The following is a 19,517-nucleotide window of genomic DNA, read 5'->3' on the forward strand; positions in this document are numbered from 1 at the left end:
GAACCCCCTTCATAAATGGCAAGCGTCAATCGTTTTGCATCAGCAAATCCCGATCTTTATCGAGCGCGCCCCGAAGTCTCAATATCGCTTTGGAATGAAGCTGAGATATTCGTGAAGGTGATAGCGACATCACTTCAGCAATTTCACTGAGTGATAAATCCTCATAATATAATAAGGAAACTACGGTCCGCTCTTTCGGGGTTAATTTACCGATACCCTTCATCAGGGCTTCTCGCAGGTAAAATTCATGGACCTTGTGATCCGGATTCTTCGCTTTCTCATCAACCAGGAGCGACATTCGGGTCTCAGACTCCTCCTCGCGGATCGGATCCTCCAGAGATGTCAATGTCATGACCGCTACTTCCTGCAGCATGTGCCGGAATTCCTTCTCGGTCACGTCAAGGTAATCACTCATCTCGGAATCACTGACGCTGCGTAAATACTTCTGTTCCAACTGCTGATATGCAGTTTCAATCTTCTTCGCCTTCTCGCGGACGGAACGAGGCACCCAGTCCCCTTGACGCAGCGAGTCCAGAATGGCCCCACGCACACGCCAAGAAGCATAGGTTTCGAATTGCAGCCCTCGCTTGTAATCAAACTTCTCGATAGCGTCAATCAGACCCATTACCCCATTGCTGGCCAAATCTCCCTTAGAAACGTTCTTCGGAAGACCGATGGCCAAACGGCTTGAAACATAGTCAACGATGTGCAAATGATATTCGATTAGTTTCTTCTTCGCTTCATGGTCTCCATCTTCCTTCCATGCGCTCCATAAATCCGCATGATTTAGCACAGAAGCTTTACGTTCGTCCAATTGCCTTCACCCTCCTTATTCTTCCGTAAGGTGACGAACGGCCTTGGCCAGTTCTTCGGGTTCTTTCGTTGAAACCAGCTTAGGAGGATTTAGCGGTACAAAGTCTCCATTCTCTTTGCTGCTGGATTCGGAATGGATTAAATCCATCAATTCCCGATCCTCATCAGGCGTGGATAAATCAAGAACAGTTCCTCGGTTTTGCTCCCGCTGCGTGTCGGCGTCCCCTTGAACAGCGGCTCGCGGACCCGTAATGGCAGCAAACATCCAATTCAACAGGAACGCCAGGAGAAACCAAATCGCACATGCAATGAGAGCCCGATACATGCTAGTCATCCACAGATTGTTACGTATGGAGAAAATAAATGTGAACACAAACCCGGCAATTCCAGTCATCAGATAAAAACGGAGTTTTCCCATTAGCTACAATTCCTTTATGCCCTTTTGTACGCTTCGTATTGTAAACTTACCCGTTGTACAGTCCAACTCAACGGTTCTTCCATAATTTCCTCCGGTATCCTCGGCAATTAGCGCAATCCCCATCTGCTCGAGCCCAGCCTTGCAAGACTCCACATTACGAGGTCCAATGCGCATGGTGTCACCGGATCCGGCAAAAGCAAACATTTGAGCTCCCCCTGCCATTTTGGCTACCATACGTGCCGGAGAAGCACCCAAATTCCTCATCTTGTTCAACAGGATCGGAAGAGCCGTATCGGCGTATTTTGCCAGATTCAGCTGCCCTTCTCTGGCGATCGCCGAAGATGGAAGCATCACATGCGCCATTCCACCAATCTTCGTCACCGGATCATACAACGTCAGTCCGACGCACGAGCCGAGTCCCGTTGTTCGCAAAATACCGTTTGGACCTGCGACGTTCAGATCCGCCATGGCTACTTTCACTATGCTTTGTTCTTCAATCATGCTCTAAAGGCACTCCTAAAGCTTCGAAAATTTGAGCAAATGATTGTGGATCAGGTATCAGGAAGAACTGGCCTTCCACCTCGTTCTGCCCTTCTAGGAACGTCGTGTTGATTAAGAGGGCATCGTCTCCCATTTCTCCGAACTGCAGCAGTCCATAACTTAAGATGGCGCCTGCCATATCCATTGCGAGAGCCGGCACCGTAGGTGTCATGGACAGATTGGTCAAATCCGCGAGCGACGATAAGTACGAGCCTGACAATATGTTTCCGATCTCGCATAATGCGGACTGCTCCATCTCGGAGAATTGCTCCTCATCCGAAACTTCAAATCCCGCCAGATTCTGCAGCAAATTCTTCCCAGCTTCCGGACTCATAATAAAGAAGAGATTGCCCGGCGCACTGCCTTCGACCCTTAAAAATACGGCAAGAACGAGTTGTTCGCTCCCCCCTACACTTTCAGCAATCTGTTCAAACGGCAGGAGTTGAACTTTTGGAACAGCCATATCAATAGGTTTGTTAAGCAAGCGGGAGAGGGCGGTTGCCGCATTGCCCGCTCCGATGTTTCCTACTTCCTTCAAAACATCCATTTTGATTTCCTTGCCATGCTTAAACAGCTCCACTGTCTACTCCTCAAGGCCTTCCAGCTGAATAATCTCACTCTTGTTCAGCACTTCGGACAGATTCAGCATAACGAGAAGGCGCTCCTCTCCTACCTTCGCGACACCGCGAAGATATTTCGCTTTAATTCCGCCGACCACCTCAGGTGGAGAGTCAATGCTGTCCGTATTCAGATCGATTACATCACTGGCGGAATCCACGATAAAGCCTACCTGCATGTCATTGACCGCTACGATGATAACCCGCGTTTGATCGGTTGCTTCAACCTCGTCCAATCCAAAACGGCCGCGCAAATTAATGACGGGGATGACAACGCCTCGAAGATTAATAACCCCTTTTACGAAAGCATAGGTCTTGGGAACACGCGTAATGGGCATCATTCGCTCAATGGTCTGAACCTTGTCTACCTCGATGCCGTATTCTTCCTCGCCAAGTTTAAAGACAATAACCTTGATTTCTTCTCCCATGATAAGTCCTCCTTCAAAATGTGTGGCCTGCCGTGCGTAATAGCAACCCTTTATTTGATAAATGCATTTGCGTCAATGATAAGAGCGACTTGTCCATCCCCTAGGATGGTTGCTCCGGATACCCCCTGAATGGCAGGCAGATATTTACCCAGATTTTTAATGACGATTTCACTCTGTCCGATAAAATCATCGATGGTGAGTGCCGCCAAACGATCCCCCTTGCGGATTACAACGATCTCTGTTTCTTCTTCCAGCTCTTCGTCAAAATCCGGAACTTCAAACAGACGGCTGAGCGAGATGACCGGAATCAGCGATTCCCGGAACTGGATCATGCGGCTGCCGTGAACATGTTTGATTTGTCCACGCTTGATGATGCCCGTTTCAACAATGGAGGAAAGCGGAATTGCATATTTTTCGGATCCCATCCGAATCAGCATAGCTGCAATGATAGACAGCGTTAATGGAAGCTGAACGGAAAAGTTCGTGCCTTTTCCCGGTGTCGAGTAGATGGTGACGTTACCGCCCAGAGCAACGATTTTGGATTTAACAACGTCAAGCCCAACGCCTCGGCCTGATACATCCGAGATTTTCTCTGCGGTGCTGAATCCCGGTGCAAATAGCAGTTGATTGACCTCGTCATCGGTCATGGTCGCTGCTTCAGCCTCCGTAACAACGCCCTTTGCCAATGCGTTCTTCAGAATTTTGTCACGGTAGATACCGCGTCCATCATCCTCAATCTCAATGAAAACATTGTTGCCGCTATGGAACGCACGCAGGTGCACGGTACCGGTCTCCGGTTTACCGGCAGCGATACGGTCGGCTACAGGTTCGACGCCATGGTCTGCCGAGTTCCGCAGCAAGTGGACCAGCGGGTCCCCGATCTCATCAATAACCGTACGATCCAGCTCCGTTTCAGCCCCGGTAATAATCAAATCAATCTTCTTGTCCAATGTTTTGGCAAGGTCCCGTACCATCCTAGGAAAACGATTAAACACCGTATCCACAGGGACCATGCGCAGCTTCAGGACGATATTCTGCAAATCGCTGCTCACGCGGCTCATATGCTCAACGGTGTCCGTCAGTTCCTGATTCTTGGACTCACTGGCCAATTGTTCTAGCCGTACCCGGTCAATTAGCAGTTCACTGAACAGATTCATTAATACATCCAGCCGCTCAATATCCACCCGTATCGTTCTCGAAGGATTACCTCCCCCTGCATTTCGGGCAGGTGCCTTGGACTCTTTGGCAGGTGCAGAAGTACTCTTGGCTTCCGGCGAAGCCGTTGCCGCTGGAGCTGCCTCTGAAACTTGCGGTTTAACAGCTTCTGCTGTAGCCGCGCTCTCCTGAACCATTTGCTGCAAAGATTCATGATCGAGCGCCACAACCGTAGTAGTCTCGATCTCCGAAACGCCAAGAATCTGGCTTTCAATGTCTTGCGTTTCTCTTTGTGTTATGTAATACAACGAAAATACGCGATCGAATTCACCTTGTTCAATCTCTTGAACGTCCGGATACGTCTTGACAATTTCTCCGGATCTTTCCAGCGTTTCGAATACCATGTAGGCACGAACCGCCTTGAGTTGGCAATCCTCTCGCAATGTCACTTGTATATATAGAACCTTATGTCCTTCCGAAATCGATTGATCAAGCACGGAGAATTGAAACTCATCCAATTCAATTCCCTGGACGGCCACAACGGAGTTATCCCCTTCGGCAGCACCACCGCCAGTCGAAGCTCCTTCTCCACGTACAATCGACTGCAAGGAAGCCACGATAGAGGAAACATCCGCTTTCCCGTCCCCGCCTTCGGTAATATCCTGCACCATCGATTCAAGAGCGTCCAAGCTTTTGAAGAGCGTGTCAAAGATAAAATCCTGCATCTTTAGCTTTTCGTTCCGGACAAGATCCAGCACGTTTTCCATCTGGTGGGTAAGCGAAGCCAGATCTTCGTATCCCATCGTTGCTGCCATACCCTTGAGCGTATGAGCCGATCGGAAAATAATCTGTACGATCCCGATATCGTCCGGGTTGCTTTCTAATTGAAGCATGTTTTCATTTAATGATTGCAGATGATCATTTGACTCATCAATAAACATTGTCAAATATTGATTCATGTCCATTGAGAGACACCTCCTCTTCAAGTTCACTTTCCGTTATTTACAGCTTGAACCATTCTAGGTGCAATATCATGAAGTGGCAGAACGTGGCTTACGCATCCGAGCTCAACAGCTGATCTCGGCATCCCGTATACGACGCAGGTTTGCTCGCTCTCCGCATAGGTCGATGTCACCCCTGTATCGTAAAGCTTCTTCATCATTCTCGCTCCATCGCTTCCCATGCCGGTCATCAGTACCGCATGACGCTTGATCATGGTCAACGGCAGCAGGGATTCGAACAGCACATCTACAGATGGACGGTGACCGTTGCGGGTCTCATCCTCACTTATCCTAATTTGGTAAGTGCCGCTGTCCGAGCGGTAAACCCTCATATGGCTGCCTCCCGGGGCAATGTAGGCTTTGCCTGGTTCCAATACCATCCCTTGTTCTGCTTCCATGACCTCCAGCTGGCTGAATGAATTCAGGCGCTGTGCAAGCGATTTGGTAAAACTCGGCGGCATATGTTGAACGATGACAATCGGGGCACAGAAGTCACCGGGAATGGGCTCGAGAAAAGCCTTCAATGCTCTTGGCCCGCCGGTCGAACAGCCCACCGCAACCAAATCCGTCAATTCCGTTGACTGCGGTATCTTTGCTTCATGGCGCTGACGACTCTCGTTCTCTGGAAGCACGACTGGAGCTAAGTCCGTAACTGGCTTACGATCTGCACGTTTTCTCTTTGATCCAGAGGGCTCTGCTCCTTCCGTAGCAGTAGACACCTTCTTCTCAACAGTCCGTGATGACGGCATACGAGGTGAATCCTTTAGTTTGCTCCGTTGGTCAGTCTCGCTGACCTTCGTTTTAGTCTCATTCACCTGCGGTTTCTTGTTCAGCGTTTTGTCAGAAGGCTTTGGCGAAAGAGGAACCGTTATGTCCGCGCTCCGTCGTCTCTGCTCTTCTTCTTCCCACAATGCCCTCCGCTGTTTAGCCTGCATCGCCGCATTCAGTTGCTTCATTAGTTCTGAACGCACCTGCTCAATATCAAGCGCATTAGAAATGGAAGGCTTTCGTATAAAATCAAATGCTCCTGCCTCAAGGGCAAGAATGGTCTCTTTCATGCCTTGCTCATTAATGCCGGACAACATAATGACCGGACGGGGGCCCGAATCCATAATTAATTTCAGAGCATCCAGGCCGTTCATTTCCGGCATTTCTACATCCAGTGTAATGACGTCCGGATTCAATTCCTTTACTTTCCGAACGGCATCAAGCCCGTTATCAGCTGTTCCGACAACCTGAAAAGAGGGGTCGCGCTCGATGAAATCGGAAAAGATTTTCCTCATGAATGCGGAATCGTCAACGACAAGCACACGAAAAGGCTTCATAGATGTCCACCTCAGTTTCCATTAATCCAAGCAAAGAATCATTTCGTACGTTTGAGCCACCGATGCATAAATCCTTTGATTCCCTTCGGAGCTTCCGGCTCTGTGGCAGCAGGAACGGTCATGTAGCGGAGCGCGATCCGTCTGATATCACTAGAAGCGTTACATCGCGGATAAGCCGCTGTGAACGGGACCTGCCGCTTAACCGCCTGGACAACACGTGTATCATCGGCAATCGAACCGAGCAGCTTGATATCGATATCCAGAAAACGCTGGGCCGTCAAAATGATTTTGTTAGCAGCTTCCCGAGCCTCCTGTTCATCACCCGCACGATTGACAATCAGGCTGAACGGAACCTGGCATTCCGTGCCGTGCACCACCTTGATTAAGGCATAGGCATCCGTAATGGATGTCGGTTCCGGCGTCGTGACGACAAGGCATTGATCAGCGGACGTAATGAATTTCATATTTTCCTTGGATAAGCCGGCTCCTGTATCAAAGATGATATAGTCCATCTTGGAAGCAATACGCTCAATCTGGGATATAAAATAATCCATCTCGTCTTCCGATAGGGACATCATGTCCGCCAAACCGGAACCTCCAGCAATGTAGGGAAGCCTGTCCGGCCCGTACTGAATCACTTCTTCAATGCTCTTCTCCCGGCGAATGAGATGATATAGGCTGTACCGGGAGCTTACGCCCATAAGAACGTCAATGTTTGCCATCCCGATGTCGGCATCAAACACCAATACTTTTTTGCCCATCGACTGCAAAGTCAGCGCAAAATTCAGTGTGAAATTGGATTTGCCAACCCCGCCTTTTCCGCTGCTGACCGTTATAATCTTGGCAGTTCTTGGAGATGTTGCCATACCGCTGTTCCCTGACTGCTGGGAAGAAACCAGCTGGCGAAGCGAATGAGCTTGATCCGTCATGTACGAATCTCTCCCAGCAGCAGATGGCATAACCGCTCACTGTCGGCCATCAACAGATCATCCGGCACATTTTGACCATTGGTCATATAGGACAAGCGAAGGTTATGGGCATCAATCAGATTAAACAAGGAGCCGTAGCTTCCGGTTTCATCCATCTTCGTGAAAATGACCTTATCGAGTTCGTATTTGCTGAAATGATCCGCGATTTCGATCATATCGCTGCTCTTGGAAGTCAGGCTGAGCACCAGATAGGTTTCGCTTTGATCGGAATGGGAGAACAAACTTTGAAGCTCGGAAACGAGCAGCTCATTCCGGTAGTTCCGACCCGCTGTATCCATTAACACCAAATCACAATCCTGCAGCTTCTGAAGGGCCCGCTGCATATCACCAGGCGATTGCACAACATCCATCGGCACATTGAGAATGGATGCGTAGGTACGCAGCTGTTCAACGGCAGATATCCGATACGTATCGGAGGTGATCAGACCTACCTTGCGTTGGTTACGGAACAGCTGCTCTGCAGCGATCTTCGCGATCGTGGTTGTCTTGCCGACCCCTGTCGGTCCGGCGATATACACAATCCGCGTCTCGGGCTGAACTCCGCCGCCGATACGACCCTCAAGGAACGCCTCGGCTTGCTTGTAAATCACGTTCTGCAGCTCGGCCTCGCTCATCTGCATATGATTAGCTTTCCAGGCTTCCTCCGCGGCTGTGAGCCACTCTTCCGTCAGCTTGGCCGAAAGATCCTGCTTGAGCAGCTGATCCCGAATGCTTTGCAGCGGCTCGGGAAGATGCTGCGCTTCAAGATTTTGCCTGGATAATCGCGCAATCCATTCCTTCATTTCCTTAAGCTCTTCAAGGACTCTTTGTTCGGATTCGCTAATTCCCAGACGGGAACTTAAAGGCTCCTCCTGTCTCCCACGGGATGACTTAACAGATTCAACTGACACTGCTGTTTCCGTTTGACCGCTTCGCATCGCTGCTTTTGCAGCTGCTGCAGGCTGTTGCGCGAGGTCCAATTCGTCCTTTTGCCTGTCAACCGTCTCCTCGGAAGCTGCAACCTGGCTGAGAATCTCTGCAAAACGACTATAGTCGTCCTCATGCTGTACGCCGGAAGCTGTATCCGTGTTATTCACAGAACTCGTGGAAGTCTGTGAACCTGGCTTCGAAATTTCTGCTGTTCGTTGATATGCCCTGGGTACGGCACCAGAAGGTACAGAAGGCGTAACTTTGGACTTTATCGGAGCAGAACCTTTGGATTTCTCCGCTTGTTCTACTGCCGCGATCACCTCGATCTTCTTACGGGTAAACATCCCCAGGAATCCGCCTACCTTGGTTTCCTTCGTACTCAGTATGACGGCATCCGCACCCAAATCGGTCCGAATGTGCTGCATCGCCTCAGGCATCGTGTCGACGATATACCTCTTCACTCTCATAAGTTCACCACTCCGACACTTTGAATTTCGACGTTCGGCTCCAGCTCACTATAGGACAACACCGGAATATCCTGCATGCTTCGTTCAATGACCTGCCTTAAATACATTCTTATGGCCGGTGAGGTAAGCAGAACAGGCTGCTGTCCCATCTGAATGATCCGGTTAACCTGTTCACTGAGCTTCTGAAACACACTCTGTGTCGATGCCGGGTCCATGGCAAGATAGCTTCCTTGGTCGCTCTGCTGGACGCTTTCGGCGATCTTCTTCTCCAGCTGTGGTCCAACCGTGATGACCCGCATGGCCTCTCCCTCTTGAGCATATTGCTGGGTAATCTGGCGCGAGAGGGCTTGTCTTACATATTCGGTAAGGACATCGGGATCTTTCGAGTAATGTCCATAGTCCGCAAGCGTCTCAAGAATCGTGACCATGTCCCGGATCGAGATTTTTTCGCGGAGAAGCTTAGCCAATACCTTCTGCACTTCTCCAATGGTCAGCACGGAAGGAATGAGCTCATCCACAAGGACCGGATAGCTTTCTCTAATGTTGTCAACCAATGCCTTGGTCTCCTGGCGTCCAATCAGCTCATGTGCATGTCTCTTAATTAACTCGGTCAAATGGGTAGCCACAACGGACGGTGGATCGACAACGGTATAGCCCGCAAGATCCGCTCGCTCTTTCATGGCTTCATCTATCCAAAGAGCAGGTAGCCCAAAAGCCGGTTCGGTCGTTTCGATCCCCGTTACGGAATCATCCTCGTACCCAGGGCTCATGGCAAGATAGTGATTTAATAATAATTCACCGCCGCCGACAGCATTCCCTTTTATTTTTATGACATATTCGTTCGGTTTTAGTTGAATATTGTCGCGAATTCGGATAACCGGTACGACGAGTCCCAGCTCAAGTGCGCATTGTCTACGAATCATAATGATCCGGTCCAATAAGTCTCCACCCTGCTGCGCATCTGCGAGCGGAATCAACCCATACCCGAATTCGAATTCGATCGGGTCAACCTGCAGCAGGTTGATCACGCTTTCCGGACTTCGAACCTCTTCGATTTGCTGTTCCTCCTCCAGCTGCTCCACCTCGACCTGCTTGCGGTCCAGATTGTTCTGCATCCTCCTCGCCGCAATAAATAAGACGAGTGCAATCGGTGCGGTCGTAATCAGATGAATGGGTGTGAAAATCCCTAGCAACAGAACGGTACCTGAAACAATGTACAATAGATGAGGGTATGAGAAGAGCTGCCCTGTCAGATCCTCCGCCAGGTTCCCTTCCGAAGAAGCTCTTGTAACAATCAGCCCCGCTGCAGTGGAAATTAGAAGCGCCGGAATCTGACTGACCAATCCGTCCCCGATTGTCAGGATGGAATATGTGCTCATCGCGTCTCCAAATGACATTCCATGAATCGAGATCCCGATGATAAATCCGCCGATCAGGTTGATCAGCATGATGACAATCGTGGCGATGGCATCACCCTTAACGAATTTACTTGCACCATCCATAGCCCCGTAAAAGTCGGCTTCCCGCTCGATTTTTCTTCTGCGCTCCCTGGCTTGCTGCTCATTGATCAAACCTGCGTTCAGATCCGCATCGATACTCATCTGTTTACCAGGCATCGCATCGAGCGTAAATCTTGCCGCAACCTCGGCAACCCGCTCCGAGCCTTTGGTAATGACGATGAACTGTACGACAACGAGGATCAAAAAGACGATGAATCCAACCGCAATTTCGCCATTCGCTATCCATTTACCGAACGTGGCTACGACCTCACCCGCATTAGCTTCCGACAGGATCAGCTTCGTTGTCGAAATGTTAAGCGCTACACGAAACAGTGTCGTGATGAGCAGTAAGGAAGGGAAGATGGAGAAGTCCAAGGCTTCCTTCGTATTCATGGCCACCAGCAAAATAATAAGCGCCAGCGAGATATTGATAATCAGGAGTACATCGAGCAGCCATACCGGGATCGGAAGAATCATCATGAGTACGATGCCAATGACACCCGCAAGGACAGATAGATCTTTTATTTTCACTGCACTGACGCCTCCGGTCCCTAATTATTTCACTTTACCTTTTAGTTTATATACATAGGCCAGCACTTCCGCTACGGCCTGGAACAGGTCTCCCGGAATCGAATCCCCGATTTCCGACCGTTGGTACAAAGCGCGTGCCAGCGGCTTGTTTTCCATCGTTATAATTCCGTGTTCCTTCGCTATTTCTTTAATCCGCAAGGCCATGAAGTCCTGGCCCTTCGCAATGATCTGCGGTGCTTCCATCATGGACCCGTCATATTTGATCGCCACTGCAAAGTGGGTCGGGTTCGTGATGATAACGTCGGCATTCGGGACTTCCTGCATCATCCGCTGAAGTGCCATCCGACGCTGGCGTTCCCTGATCTTTCCTTTGATCAGCGGATCGCCCTCCATCTTCTTGTACTCGTCTTTGATGTCCTGTTTGGACATTCGAATGTTTTTTTCGTAATCATATTTCTGATACATGTAATCCAAAACGGCTAGAATGATCAGCCCGATGGCAATCTTGAAACCCAGTGACATGGTGATATCGGCCACGAAATGAAAAATGGTATCGGGCCCCATCGTCGACAAGGACGATAATCCTTCCCTGGCAGCCCATAAGGTGGTGTACACGAGGTAACCGATGATGGTCAGTTTAATGACCGATTTCAAAAATTCGACCAAGGAGCGCATCGAAAATATGTTTTTGAACCCTTTGATAGGATCGATTTTACTGAATTTCATTTTCAAAGTTTCGCCCGTCAGCATAAACCCGACCTGTAAATAATTAGCGACCAGCGCAACAACGAACACCGAGATAAACAATGGAGCCAGCAGAAGCAGGATTTGAATACCGTACTCCCCGAATAACTGCATCACATTGTCTTTCGTTACGTCCATGGAGAGCCGATTAATATAAACGTCGGTAAACAGTCGAACGGTGCGGTCTCTCATATAACCGCCGAAAATCAACAAGCAAAAGAATGCGGCCAGCAAAACCGATGCACCCGATACCTCCATACTTTTGGCAACTTGGCCTTTCTTACGTGTATCCTGGCGTTTCTTCGGCGTGGCTTTCTCCGTCTTTTCGCCAGCGAACAGCTGTAAGTCGACCGGATACCGGTATGACATCCGCTTCACCTCCATCCTCCTTAAGTCGGCCCGTCGCCAATAACGCCGAGCAGCTGCCGGAGCGCTTCAAACATTTTGGCAAACAGATGATCAAATAGTGACACCAGCATCGGCATGAGCAGCATCAGCAGTACGAGTCCAACGATGATTTTGAGAATAATCCCGATCACAAACACATTGAACTGCGGTGCCGTCCTTGCCAGAAAGCCAAGCCCGACATCCGTCAGGAACAAGGCTGCTACCAGCGGGGCCGCCATTTGAAGTGCCAGTACAAATGAGTGCGAGAATGTCCGGACGAGGAAATCCGTCACATTGCCGTTATGGATCTTCCCAAACACATCTCCCGTTATCGGGATCCAGTCATAGCTGTACATAATCGCATCGAACAGATAATGGTGACCATTCATGCTCAGGAATACCAGTAGAGCGAGATAATACTTGAAGTTGCCGATTAATGGGGAGGAAGCCCCTGTAAAAGGATCGATAACATTTGCCATGCTGAACCCGATCTGAATGTCAATTAACGCTCCTGCCGTTTGGACGACGGCCATAATAAGATAAGCAGTGAAACCAAGCAGCAGCCCCACCAATACTTCCTGGACAATTAATATGACGTAAGACAGATCTTGCGGAACCGTTTCTCCGAGCCCGAACGAAAAATATACGATCAGGGCGATGATGGCCGAAAGGCCAATTTTGTAAGAAGGAGGTATACCGCGTGAAGTAAACACTGGCGATATTACAAAAAAAGCTGTTATTCGACAAAAAATAAGCATGAAAACAGGTAAACTTTGCTGCAACCATTCCATGGACACTCAGCCTATCCGATATATTTGTAGAGATTGTCCAAAATACCGTGGGTAAAATCCACTAACGTCGTTAATATCCAAGGACCAAACAGCAATAATGCTATAAGAACGATAATGATTTTTGGTACGAAAGCCAGTGTCTGTTCCTGGATTTGTGTTGTCGCTTGAAAAATACTGATGATAAGTCCGACAACCAGTGCGAGAACCAGCATCGGTGCGCTCACCTGGAGCACAATATAAACCGCTTGTCCTGCCAGACCGATAATAAATTCAGCGCTCACGGCGAGTCCCCCTGTATTCGAATTACTTGCCGCTTATTGCTACGTGTTAAAGCTCATCAGCATGGATTTCACGACCAGATACCAGCCGTCTACCAAAACGAAGAGCAAAATCTTGAATGGCAGCGAGATCATGACCGGCGGCAGCATCATCATACCCATGGCCATCAGCACGCTGGCGACCACGATATCGATGACCAGAAACGGAATGAATATCATAAAGCCCATTTGGAAGCCCGTCTTCAGCTCACTAATGGCAAATGCCGGTACCAAAACCGTTAATGGAATATCCTCGTAAGATTCGGGCTTCTCTGCGCCTGTGTAATTCATGAACAACAATAGATCCTTTTCCCGCGTGTGCGCGAACATGAACTTCTTCATTGGATCTTGAGCCTTATCCAGCGCTTCCGCTTGGGTAATCTCACCTTTAAGATAGGGCTGCAGCGCTACATCATTTATCGACGACAACGTTGGAGCCATTACGAATAAGGTAAGGAACAGAGCCAGGCCGATCAACACTTGGTTTGGCGGTGTTTGCTGTGTGCCGAGCGAAGTACGGACAAAGCCAAGCACGATAACAATCCTTGTAAAACTCGTCATCAGCACTAGGATCGCCGGTGCAATGCTAAGAATGGTGATCAGGAGTATCAAGGACAAGGAGCTTGTCCCCGGTGTGTCTCCCTCATTGCCGATTTGAATATCGATGTTTGGAATCGGATCCGCAAATGCCGTATGGGAAAACAGAAATCCAAACAATATGAAAATCGCGATAGCGTACGAGATCTTTTTATTCATGAATCTTTATGATCCTCCCGCAGCAATTCTTCGACCTTTTCTTTCCGGTTCGGTACGCTGCGCAGCTTGGATTCGAACACTTCATGGAAAGAAGATGTATCGTCCAATTCCATTTCTTCCGGTGGTTTACCTTTACGGAGTTTTGCCGCCAGTTTCGTTACAAAAGGCGGCAGTGCCCCATTATGTATTCCAGAATCCTGTTCAAATGCAGCTTGGATAAGCGCAACTTCAGCTGGATCAGAAATTTTGTCCACCAACCGGACGTCTTCGCCAACTCCGATCACATAGATACTGCCCCCAATTTCGACGAGCTGAAGGGATTTGTTAGGGCCCATCCCAACCGCACCCAAAGTACGAATGGAGCGGCCCTGCATCCAGCTCTGATTCTTTCTGCTGAGAAAGCGAATCAGGAACACGATCAACGCAACGATGATGGCAAGTACGATAAAGACATAAAACAACTGTAAATAATACCCGGTAGTACTACTTGAGCCTAATCCATCAGAAGCTGCCATCATCATAAGAAGAATCCTTATACGCCAAGCGTCTTATTGATGGCTTCAATGACTCTGTCCGATTGGAACGGTTTAACGATAAAGTCCTTGGCTCCAGCCTGGATCGCATCAATCACCATCGCTTGCTGGCCCATGGCAGAGCACATAATCACTTTTGCGTTTGCGTCGACTTTTTTAATCTCTTTCAGCGCAGCGATACCATCCATTTCCGGCATCGTAATATCCATCGTAATCAGATCTGGACGAAGTTCTTTAAATTTCTCGATTGCTTGCGCACCGTCCTGTGCCTCTCCCACAACCTCGAATCCGTTCTTGACCAATATGTCACGGATCATCATTCTCATAAATGCAGCATCGTCCACAATCAGAATTCGGTTAGCCATTGATAAAAATCCTCCCTAAAATGTTTGTGCTATTGTAATTTTTGAATCCGGTCCCATTGGCTTACGATATCCGTCACGCGTACACCAAAGTTCTCATCGATGACAACGACCTCGCCTTTGGCGATCAGTTTATGGTTGACAAGGATGTCTACAGGCTCGCCGGCCAGCTTGTCCAGCTCGATGATCGAACCTTGCGACATTTCCAGGATATCCTTAATTTGCTTTTGAGTCCTCCCTAATTCTACGGTGACTTTAAGGGGAATGTCCATCAGTAAGTTCAGATTGTTTTCATCCACCTGGGTGTAAGGCGCCGATTGCAGATTCGCGAACTGTACGGGCTGTACATTCACATTACGATTCGGCATGTCGCCATACTGTTGCGGCTGCGCTTGGTAAGGCATCTGCGGCTGTCCATATGGCATGGATTGCGGGATCGGTCCTCCCTGTCCTTGCACTGGCTGGTTGTAGCCTTGTCCGTAGTCGTATCCTTGGCCCATATCATTGCTATTAACAGGGTTAGCCGGTGCTTGAGCCGGTTCCTGTGTATTAACAGGTGCTTCCACTGCCGGGGCGGCTTCCTGCTTCGCGGGCTGCGGCTCTTCCGTTCCGTTGATCAGCATGTGAACCATATCCTTGGAAAAATGAACGGGAAGCAGCTGCATAATGGTTGAATCAATAAGGTCACCGATAATTAACCGGAATGAAATCTTAATCAGTGTTTCATCCTGCGGAAGGTTGTTGACCCCTTCACCATTCGCCATGTTCAGAATGTCAATGCCTGGCGGCGAGATATTGACAAATCGGTTAAAAATCGTCGACATGCTCGTTGCCGAAGAACCCATCATCTGGTTCATCGCTTCCTGAACGGCACTGATATGAATCTCGTTTAGTTCCTCTTCCACGGGGTTGCCTTCCCCGCCTAACATCAGATCGGCAATGACCTGAGCATCACGTGTTTTAATAACTAGAGAGTTGATTCCTTCAAATCCATCCACATAAGTAACATGTACCGCTACATGCGGCTTCGGAAATTCTTCCTCAAACTCGCTTCGCTTAATGATCGACACTTTCGGTGTCGTGATATCCACTTTTTTGCCCAGCAAGGTAGACAGAGCGGTTGCAGCACTGCCAAAGGTAATGTTACCAATCTCTCCAAGCGCATCCTGCTCTAGAGGTGTTAATACATCATCGACAGTCGCCGCCGAAGGAATTGATGCTGGTGATGCCATTTCCGACTGTTTTAACAAAGCGTCGATTTCTTCCTGGGATAAATAGTCTTTACTCGTCAAATTCTTCAGCTCCTTCGATGACAATTTCATCGATTTGTACAGCAACCCGGTCTTTTATCGTTCCGGGACTGCCAATAAACTTTAATCTGTCCCCAACCTTAATGGAGAGTCCATCATGCATCGGCTTGTTTAATGAGATGACGTCACCGACACTCAGTCCTAAAAATTCGGACACGGTAAGCTGGGAAACGCCAAGCTCGGCAACAATCGGAAGTTTGGCTTTACTTACACGCTGCTTAAGAGCATCTACTTCCTCTGGAACACTCGCTTTTTTCTCCGAGATAAACCATTGATGCGCGGATAGCTTGGACATGATCGGTTCCAGCACCACATGCGGGATACACAGATTAATCATCCCCGTGGTATCGCCGATTTTGGTGCTAAGGGAAATTAGCGCAATGGTTTCGTTTGGAGAAACGATCTGCATAAATTGCGGGTTCGTCTCCAATGCTTCAAGGCGCGGCGATATGTCGAGCACCGTTTTCCATGCTTCCTGCAGACTATCGAATGCCCGGCTGAAAATGCGTTCCATGATGATCGTCTCGATTTCGGTCATCGAGCTGATTGAAGAAGGAGCAATGCCCGTTCCTCCCAGCAAACGGTCCAGCATCGCGTAAGCAATGTTCGGATGGACCTCGAGCACCATGCGTCCGACAAGCGGTTCCGCCTCGAATATATTAAGAACTGTCATTTTGGGTATGGAGCGAATAAATTCATCATATGGAAGCTGTTCAACCTGCACCACGTTGATTTGCACAAAAGTACGTAATTGTGCTGAGAAATAAGTGGTCAAATATCGTGCAAAGTTCTCGTGAATGCGGGTCAAGCTCCGAATATGATCCTTGGAAAACCGGAGTGCCCTCTTAAAATCATAAGAACGAATTTTCTTTTGCGTTTCCTCTTTTTTCAGTTCTTCAGCATCCATTTCCCCTGAAGAGAGAGCGGCCAATAAGGCATCGATCTCATTCTGCGATAAAACATCAACCATCTACTCACCCCCTTACAGGTCGTCCGACGAACAGTCTAGATTTCAGTGACGATAACATCTGTCATTTCAATTTGAATTAAACGTCCAGACGTTAACGACTTATTAACCAGATTCACCAGTTTAGCGTTAAATTGTTCGCGCCCCTTCGAATCATTCAGTAATTCGGGCTTCGTATCGGCTAACGTCTTGATAATAATCGGTTTAATCTTGATATTCTTGATTTTTTCGAATTCTTCCTTAGCTTTTTTATCACTAAGCTGAAAAGCAAAGGACATCTGGGCGATATAGTTTGGATCGGCTAAATTCGTCTTGATCCCGGCGATTTCCGATGTCATCGCCACGATCTCATCGGCAGACAACTTAGGTAAGGCCGCCGCATTGGCTGAAGCCTGACTTTTACCGTTATCGCCAAGCAGCTTGTCCGACAATAGGAATATAGCCAGAACAATCAACGTAATGGATAACAGGATCGTAATTAACCAGGGGAGCATCTTTTTCATGAAGGTTCCTCCAATTGCTGCACTTTAATGGTAGCTTGATGAATGCCTACCTCGTGATGATACGCCTTAACGGAAGCGATGATTTCATTTGCACTTTCAAGCACAATCATGCGTTTTCCATTAATCAATGTAATGTAGGTGTCAGGAGTCTCCTCAACCATTTCTATCAACAGCGCGTTAAGCCACAGCTGCGAACCATTTAACCTCGTTACCGATATCATGGACAGCCTCCTTGTTTAATCAGGGAGGGGATTACCCCTCCCTATCCATCCTTATCGTTTCAGATTGACAACTTCTTGAAGCACTTCGTCCGAAGTCGTGATAATCCGGGAGTTGGCTTGGAAGCCCCGCTGAGCGACAATCATTTCCGAAAATTCACCGGTCAGGTCAACGTTGGACATTTCGAGCTGACCTGAAATGATAGCACCGGTTCCTTCTTCGGCATTGTTCGCTTCAAACATAACGGCATCCAGATCGCCATCAGGGACTGCATTAAGGGTCACGCGATACATATTGCCGCCGATTTTCTCCAGGCCTTCCGGATTCGGAATTTTCGCAACGCCGATGATGGCTCCCTCTTCCGTCGTTCCGTCACTCATCTTCTGAATGATGGCGCCATTCTGCGCAATCGTAAAGGCCGTTACATCATCGTCCAACTGGATTGGTTCACCCGCCGAATCAAGAACGAGCATACCATCCGAAGTGACCAGGTTTCGCGCTACGTCTACATGAAAGTCACCTGCGCGGGTCAAGAAAGCCATCTCTTGATCCTCGCTTAGCTTCACCATGAAAAATCCGTCACCGTCAATTCTCAGATCCGTCGGATTATTGGTTGTCATTGCGCTACCTGGAGTATGCAATGTATCAATCGAACCAATCGATACACCAAGACCGATCTGTTTCGCGTTTACACCACCGGTTGGATCATCGGTACCCGGCGTAACACCGGACATCGTTTGGCTGAGGATATCTTTAAACATCACACGTCCCGCTTTAAACCCAACCGTGTTTACGTTGGCAATGTTATTACCAATGACATCAAGCTTGGTTTGGAAACCTCTCATTCCGGAAATACCGGAATACATGGATCTTAACATCGATTTTCCTCCTTTTGTTATGGACCGCTTCTGTCGATCAGCGGCCGCCTGGCTTCCTCACGGGCCAGCCAGATTTACGAAATAATTACTGCACTATCAATTTGCGTAAAAACGTTATCCTTCATCGCGTTGCCATCCATTGCAGTGACCACGGTCCGATTCGGAATATTCACAATGAGAGCCATATCCCTCATCAGAATGAGTGATTCCTTGCTTCCCTTCGCTGCAGCTTTGTCCACAGCGCTCTGAATCTGCGCAAGCTGATCACTCTTTAATTCAATGCCGCGCTGCTGAAGTCTCTTCGCCGCATGATTGCTGATTTTTAGAAGATTCTCATTTAAAAGTTCCTGGAACGTCCCGGCGGGTGGATTCGTCTGAGCTTGTGCTGTTTTTCGTTCATTATGAAGTGCTGCGGGATGTATTTTCCCAGGGTATAAATGCCCTATCATCATACGGTCATTCATGACGCTGTTCCCCCAGGCTCTTCTCCCCCTTGTCCGGAATCTCCGGCTTCAGGTTCTGACGGATCGGGATTGCCTGTTTCAGGTACGGAAGGATCCGGATGGTTTGTTGCAGGATCTGTCGGACCTGGATTCGATGCTTCTGGATCATTCTCGGTTACGGCGTTCTCGATTTTCACGATCTGGTCAAGCGATACTTCACTGTCACCGACTTTCGCATAATGGACGCCTTCACGAACCATGATGGAATCTACGATACCGCTCTTCATCACCGACTCCGAACCATCCTCCGGCTTGAACATCCAGCTGATCTGTTTACCGATCAAACTTGAAGCTGCACCCAGAGACTGACTCATCGCTGTTAATTGAGTGTTGATATTCATCAACTGCTCCAGGGAAGTAAACTGGGCCATTTGGGCAATAAACTCCCGGTCCTGCATCGGCTGAAGCGGATCCTGATGCCTTAATTGCGTAATCAGGATGCTCAAGAACTGGTCTTTTCCAAGCTCCTGGCCGTTTCCGCTTTTACTGCTGACATTCCCTTTAGCATAATTGGGCCACATATTATTTGTAGATACCGGATTTGTTGCCATCCAA

At 48.6% G+C, this 19,517-nt stretch carries 23 protein-coding genes; all 23 read right to left on the reverse strand.

Going from position 1 to position 19,517, the window contains the following annotated elements; genetic code table 11:
- Nucleotides 1-25: 25 nt before the first annotated feature.
- Nucleotides 26-814, reverse strand: a complete 789-nt coding sequence (locus tag OHJ21_RS13235; protein WP_071220103.1) for a FliA/WhiG family RNA polymerase sigma factor — start codon at nt 812-814, stop codon at nt 26-28.
- A gap of 15 nt (nt 815-829) precedes the next feature.
- A complete protein-coding gene (locus OHJ21_RS13240) occupies nt 830-1,231 on the reverse strand; it encodes a hypothetical protein (RefSeq protein WP_100538054.1) in 402 nt (133 codons plus the stop codon).
- A gap of 3 nt (nt 1,232-1,234) precedes the next feature.
- Complete coding sequence (locus OHJ21_RS13245) at nt 1,235-1,732, reverse strand: chemotaxis protein CheD (protein ID WP_100538055.1); 498 nt, start codon at nt 1,730-1,732, stop codon at nt 1,235-1,237.
- The gene (locus OHJ21_RS13250) at nt 1,725-2,318 is read right to left on the reverse strand and encodes a chemotaxis protein CheC (RefSeq protein ID WP_251035541.1); all 594 of its coding nucleotides are present in this window, start codon (nt 2,316-2,318) and stop codon (nt 1,725-1,727) included. Before OHJ21_RS13250 ends, OHJ21_RS13245 begins: the two co-directional genes overlap by 8 nt.
- A 36-nt stretch (nt 2,319-2,354) precedes the next feature.
- Nucleotides 2,355-2,816, reverse strand: coding sequence for a chemotaxis protein CheW (locus OHJ21_RS13255; protein WP_071220099.1), 462 nt, complete (start codon nt 2,814-2,816; stop codon nt 2,355-2,357).
- 50 nt (nt 2,817-2,866) lie between these two features.
- Nucleotides 2,867-4,936, reverse strand: a complete 2,070-nt coding sequence (locus OHJ21_RS13260; protein WP_326094805.1) for a chemotaxis protein CheA — start codon at nt 4,934-4,936, stop codon at nt 2,867-2,869.
- A gap of 23 nt (nt 4,937-4,959) precedes the next feature.
- Nucleotides 4,960-6,297, reverse strand: coding sequence for a protein-glutamate methylesterase/protein-glutamine glutaminase (locus OHJ21_RS13265; RefSeq protein ID WP_486020249.1), 1,338 nt, complete (start codon nt 6,295-6,297; stop codon nt 4,960-4,962).
- A gap of 38 nt (nt 6,298-6,335) precedes the next feature.
- Nucleotides 6,336-7,226 (reverse strand): MinD/ParA family protein, encoded by an 891-nt coding sequence (locus OHJ21_RS13270; protein ID WP_486020250.1) that lies wholly within the window; start codon nt 7,224-7,226, stop codon nt 6,336-6,338.
- Nucleotides 7,223-8,662, reverse strand: coding sequence for a flagellar biosynthesis GTPase FlhF (gene flhF / locus OHJ21_RS13275; RefSeq protein WP_486020251.1), 1,440 nt, complete (start codon nt 8,660-8,662; stop codon nt 7,223-7,225). Before flhF ends, OHJ21_RS13270 begins: the two co-directional genes overlap by 4 nt.
- Nucleotides 8,659-10,692, reverse strand: coding sequence for a flagellar biosynthesis protein FlhA (gene flhA / locus OHJ21_RS13280; protein WP_100538061.1), 2,034 nt, complete (start codon nt 10,690-10,692; stop codon nt 8,659-8,661). The genes flhF and flhA overlap by 4 nt, the downstream gene beginning before the upstream one ends.
- A 24-nt stretch (nt 10,693-10,716) precedes the next feature.
- On the reverse strand, nt 10,717-11,805 hold the full coding sequence (gene flhB / locus OHJ21_RS13285; RefSeq protein WP_100538062.1) for a flagellar biosynthesis protein FlhB: 1,089 nt from the start codon (nt 11,803-11,805) through the stop codon (nt 10,717-10,719).
- A 20-nt stretch (nt 11,806-11,825) separates the two neighbouring features.
- On the reverse strand, nt 11,826-12,614 hold the full coding sequence (gene fliR / locus OHJ21_RS13290; RefSeq protein ID WP_100538063.1) for a flagellar biosynthetic protein FliR: 789 nt from the start codon (nt 12,612-12,614) through the stop codon (nt 11,826-11,828).
- 11 nt (nt 12,615-12,625) lie between these two features.
- On the reverse strand, nt 12,626-12,895 hold the full coding sequence (gene fliQ / locus OHJ21_RS13295; RefSeq protein ID WP_100538064.1) for a flagellar biosynthesis protein FliQ: 270 nt from the start codon (nt 12,893-12,895) through the stop codon (nt 12,626-12,628).
- A gap of 39 nt (nt 12,896-12,934) precedes the next feature.
- Entirely contained in the window at nt 12,935-13,687 is a 753-nt protein-coding gene (fliP, locus tag OHJ21_RS13300) for a flagellar type III secretion system pore protein FliP (protein ID WP_100538065.1), read from the reverse strand.
- Complete coding sequence (locus OHJ21_RS13305) at nt 13,684-14,208, reverse strand: FliO/MopB family protein (protein WP_100538066.1); 525 nt, start codon at nt 14,206-14,208, stop codon at nt 13,684-13,686. Before OHJ21_RS13305 ends, fliP begins: the two co-directional genes overlap by 4 nt.
- A gap of 11 nt (nt 14,209-14,219) precedes the next feature.
- Entirely contained in the window at nt 14,220-14,585 is a 366-nt protein-coding gene (locus OHJ21_RS13310) for a response regulator (protein ID WP_006211317.1), read from the reverse strand.
- A 29-nt stretch (nt 14,586-14,614) separates the two neighbouring features.
- On the reverse strand, nt 14,615-15,874 hold the full coding sequence (fliY, locus tag OHJ21_RS13315; protein ID WP_486021037.1) for a flagellar motor switch phosphatase FliY: 1,260 nt from the start codon (nt 15,872-15,874) through the stop codon (nt 14,615-14,617).
- Nucleotides 15,864-16,862, reverse strand: a complete 999-nt coding sequence (gene fliM / locus OHJ21_RS13320) for a flagellar motor switch protein FliM (RefSeq protein ID WP_100538068.1) — start codon at nt 16,860-16,862, stop codon at nt 15,864-15,866. The genes fliY and fliM overlap by 11 nt, the downstream gene beginning before the upstream one ends.
- 35 nt (nt 16,863-16,897) lie before the next feature.
- On the reverse strand, nt 16,898-17,362 hold the full coding sequence (locus OHJ21_RS13325) for a flagellar basal body-associated FliL family protein (RefSeq protein WP_100538069.1): 465 nt from the start codon (nt 17,360-17,362) through the stop codon (nt 16,898-16,900).
- Nucleotides 17,359-17,583: a flagellar FlbD family protein gene (locus OHJ21_RS13330; RefSeq protein ID WP_009594749.1), complete on the reverse strand. Its 225-nt coding sequence runs from the start codon at nt 17,581-17,583 to the stop codon at nt 17,359-17,361. The genes OHJ21_RS13325 and OHJ21_RS13330 overlap by 4 nt, the downstream gene beginning before the upstream one ends.
- A gap of 51 nt (nt 17,584-17,634) precedes the next feature.
- Entirely contained in the window at nt 17,635-18,459 is an 825-nt protein-coding gene (gene flgG / locus OHJ21_RS13335; protein WP_326112947.1) for a flagellar basal body rod protein FlgG, read from the reverse strand.
- Nucleotides 18,460-18,533: 74 nt separating this feature from the next.
- Nucleotides 18,534-18,923, reverse strand: a complete 390-nt coding sequence (locus tag OHJ21_RS13340; protein ID WP_394054764.1) for a TIGR02530 family flagellar biosynthesis protein — start codon at nt 18,921-18,923, stop codon at nt 18,534-18,536.
- Nucleotides 18,920-19,513 (reverse strand): flagellar hook capping FlgD N-terminal domain-containing protein, encoded by a 594-nt coding sequence (locus OHJ21_RS13345; RefSeq protein ID WP_394054762.1) that lies wholly within the window; start codon nt 19,511-19,513, stop codon nt 18,920-18,922. The genes OHJ21_RS13340 and OHJ21_RS13345 overlap by 4 nt, the downstream gene beginning before the upstream one ends.
- Nucleotides 19,514-19,517: the final 4 nt, after the last annotated feature.

It is taken from the genome of Virgibacillus sp. LDC1 (assembly GCF_025792345.1).
Taxonomy (GTDB): Bacteria; Bacillota; Bacilli; order Paenibacillales; family Paenibacillaceae; genus Paenibacillus_AQ; species Paenibacillus_AQ lautus.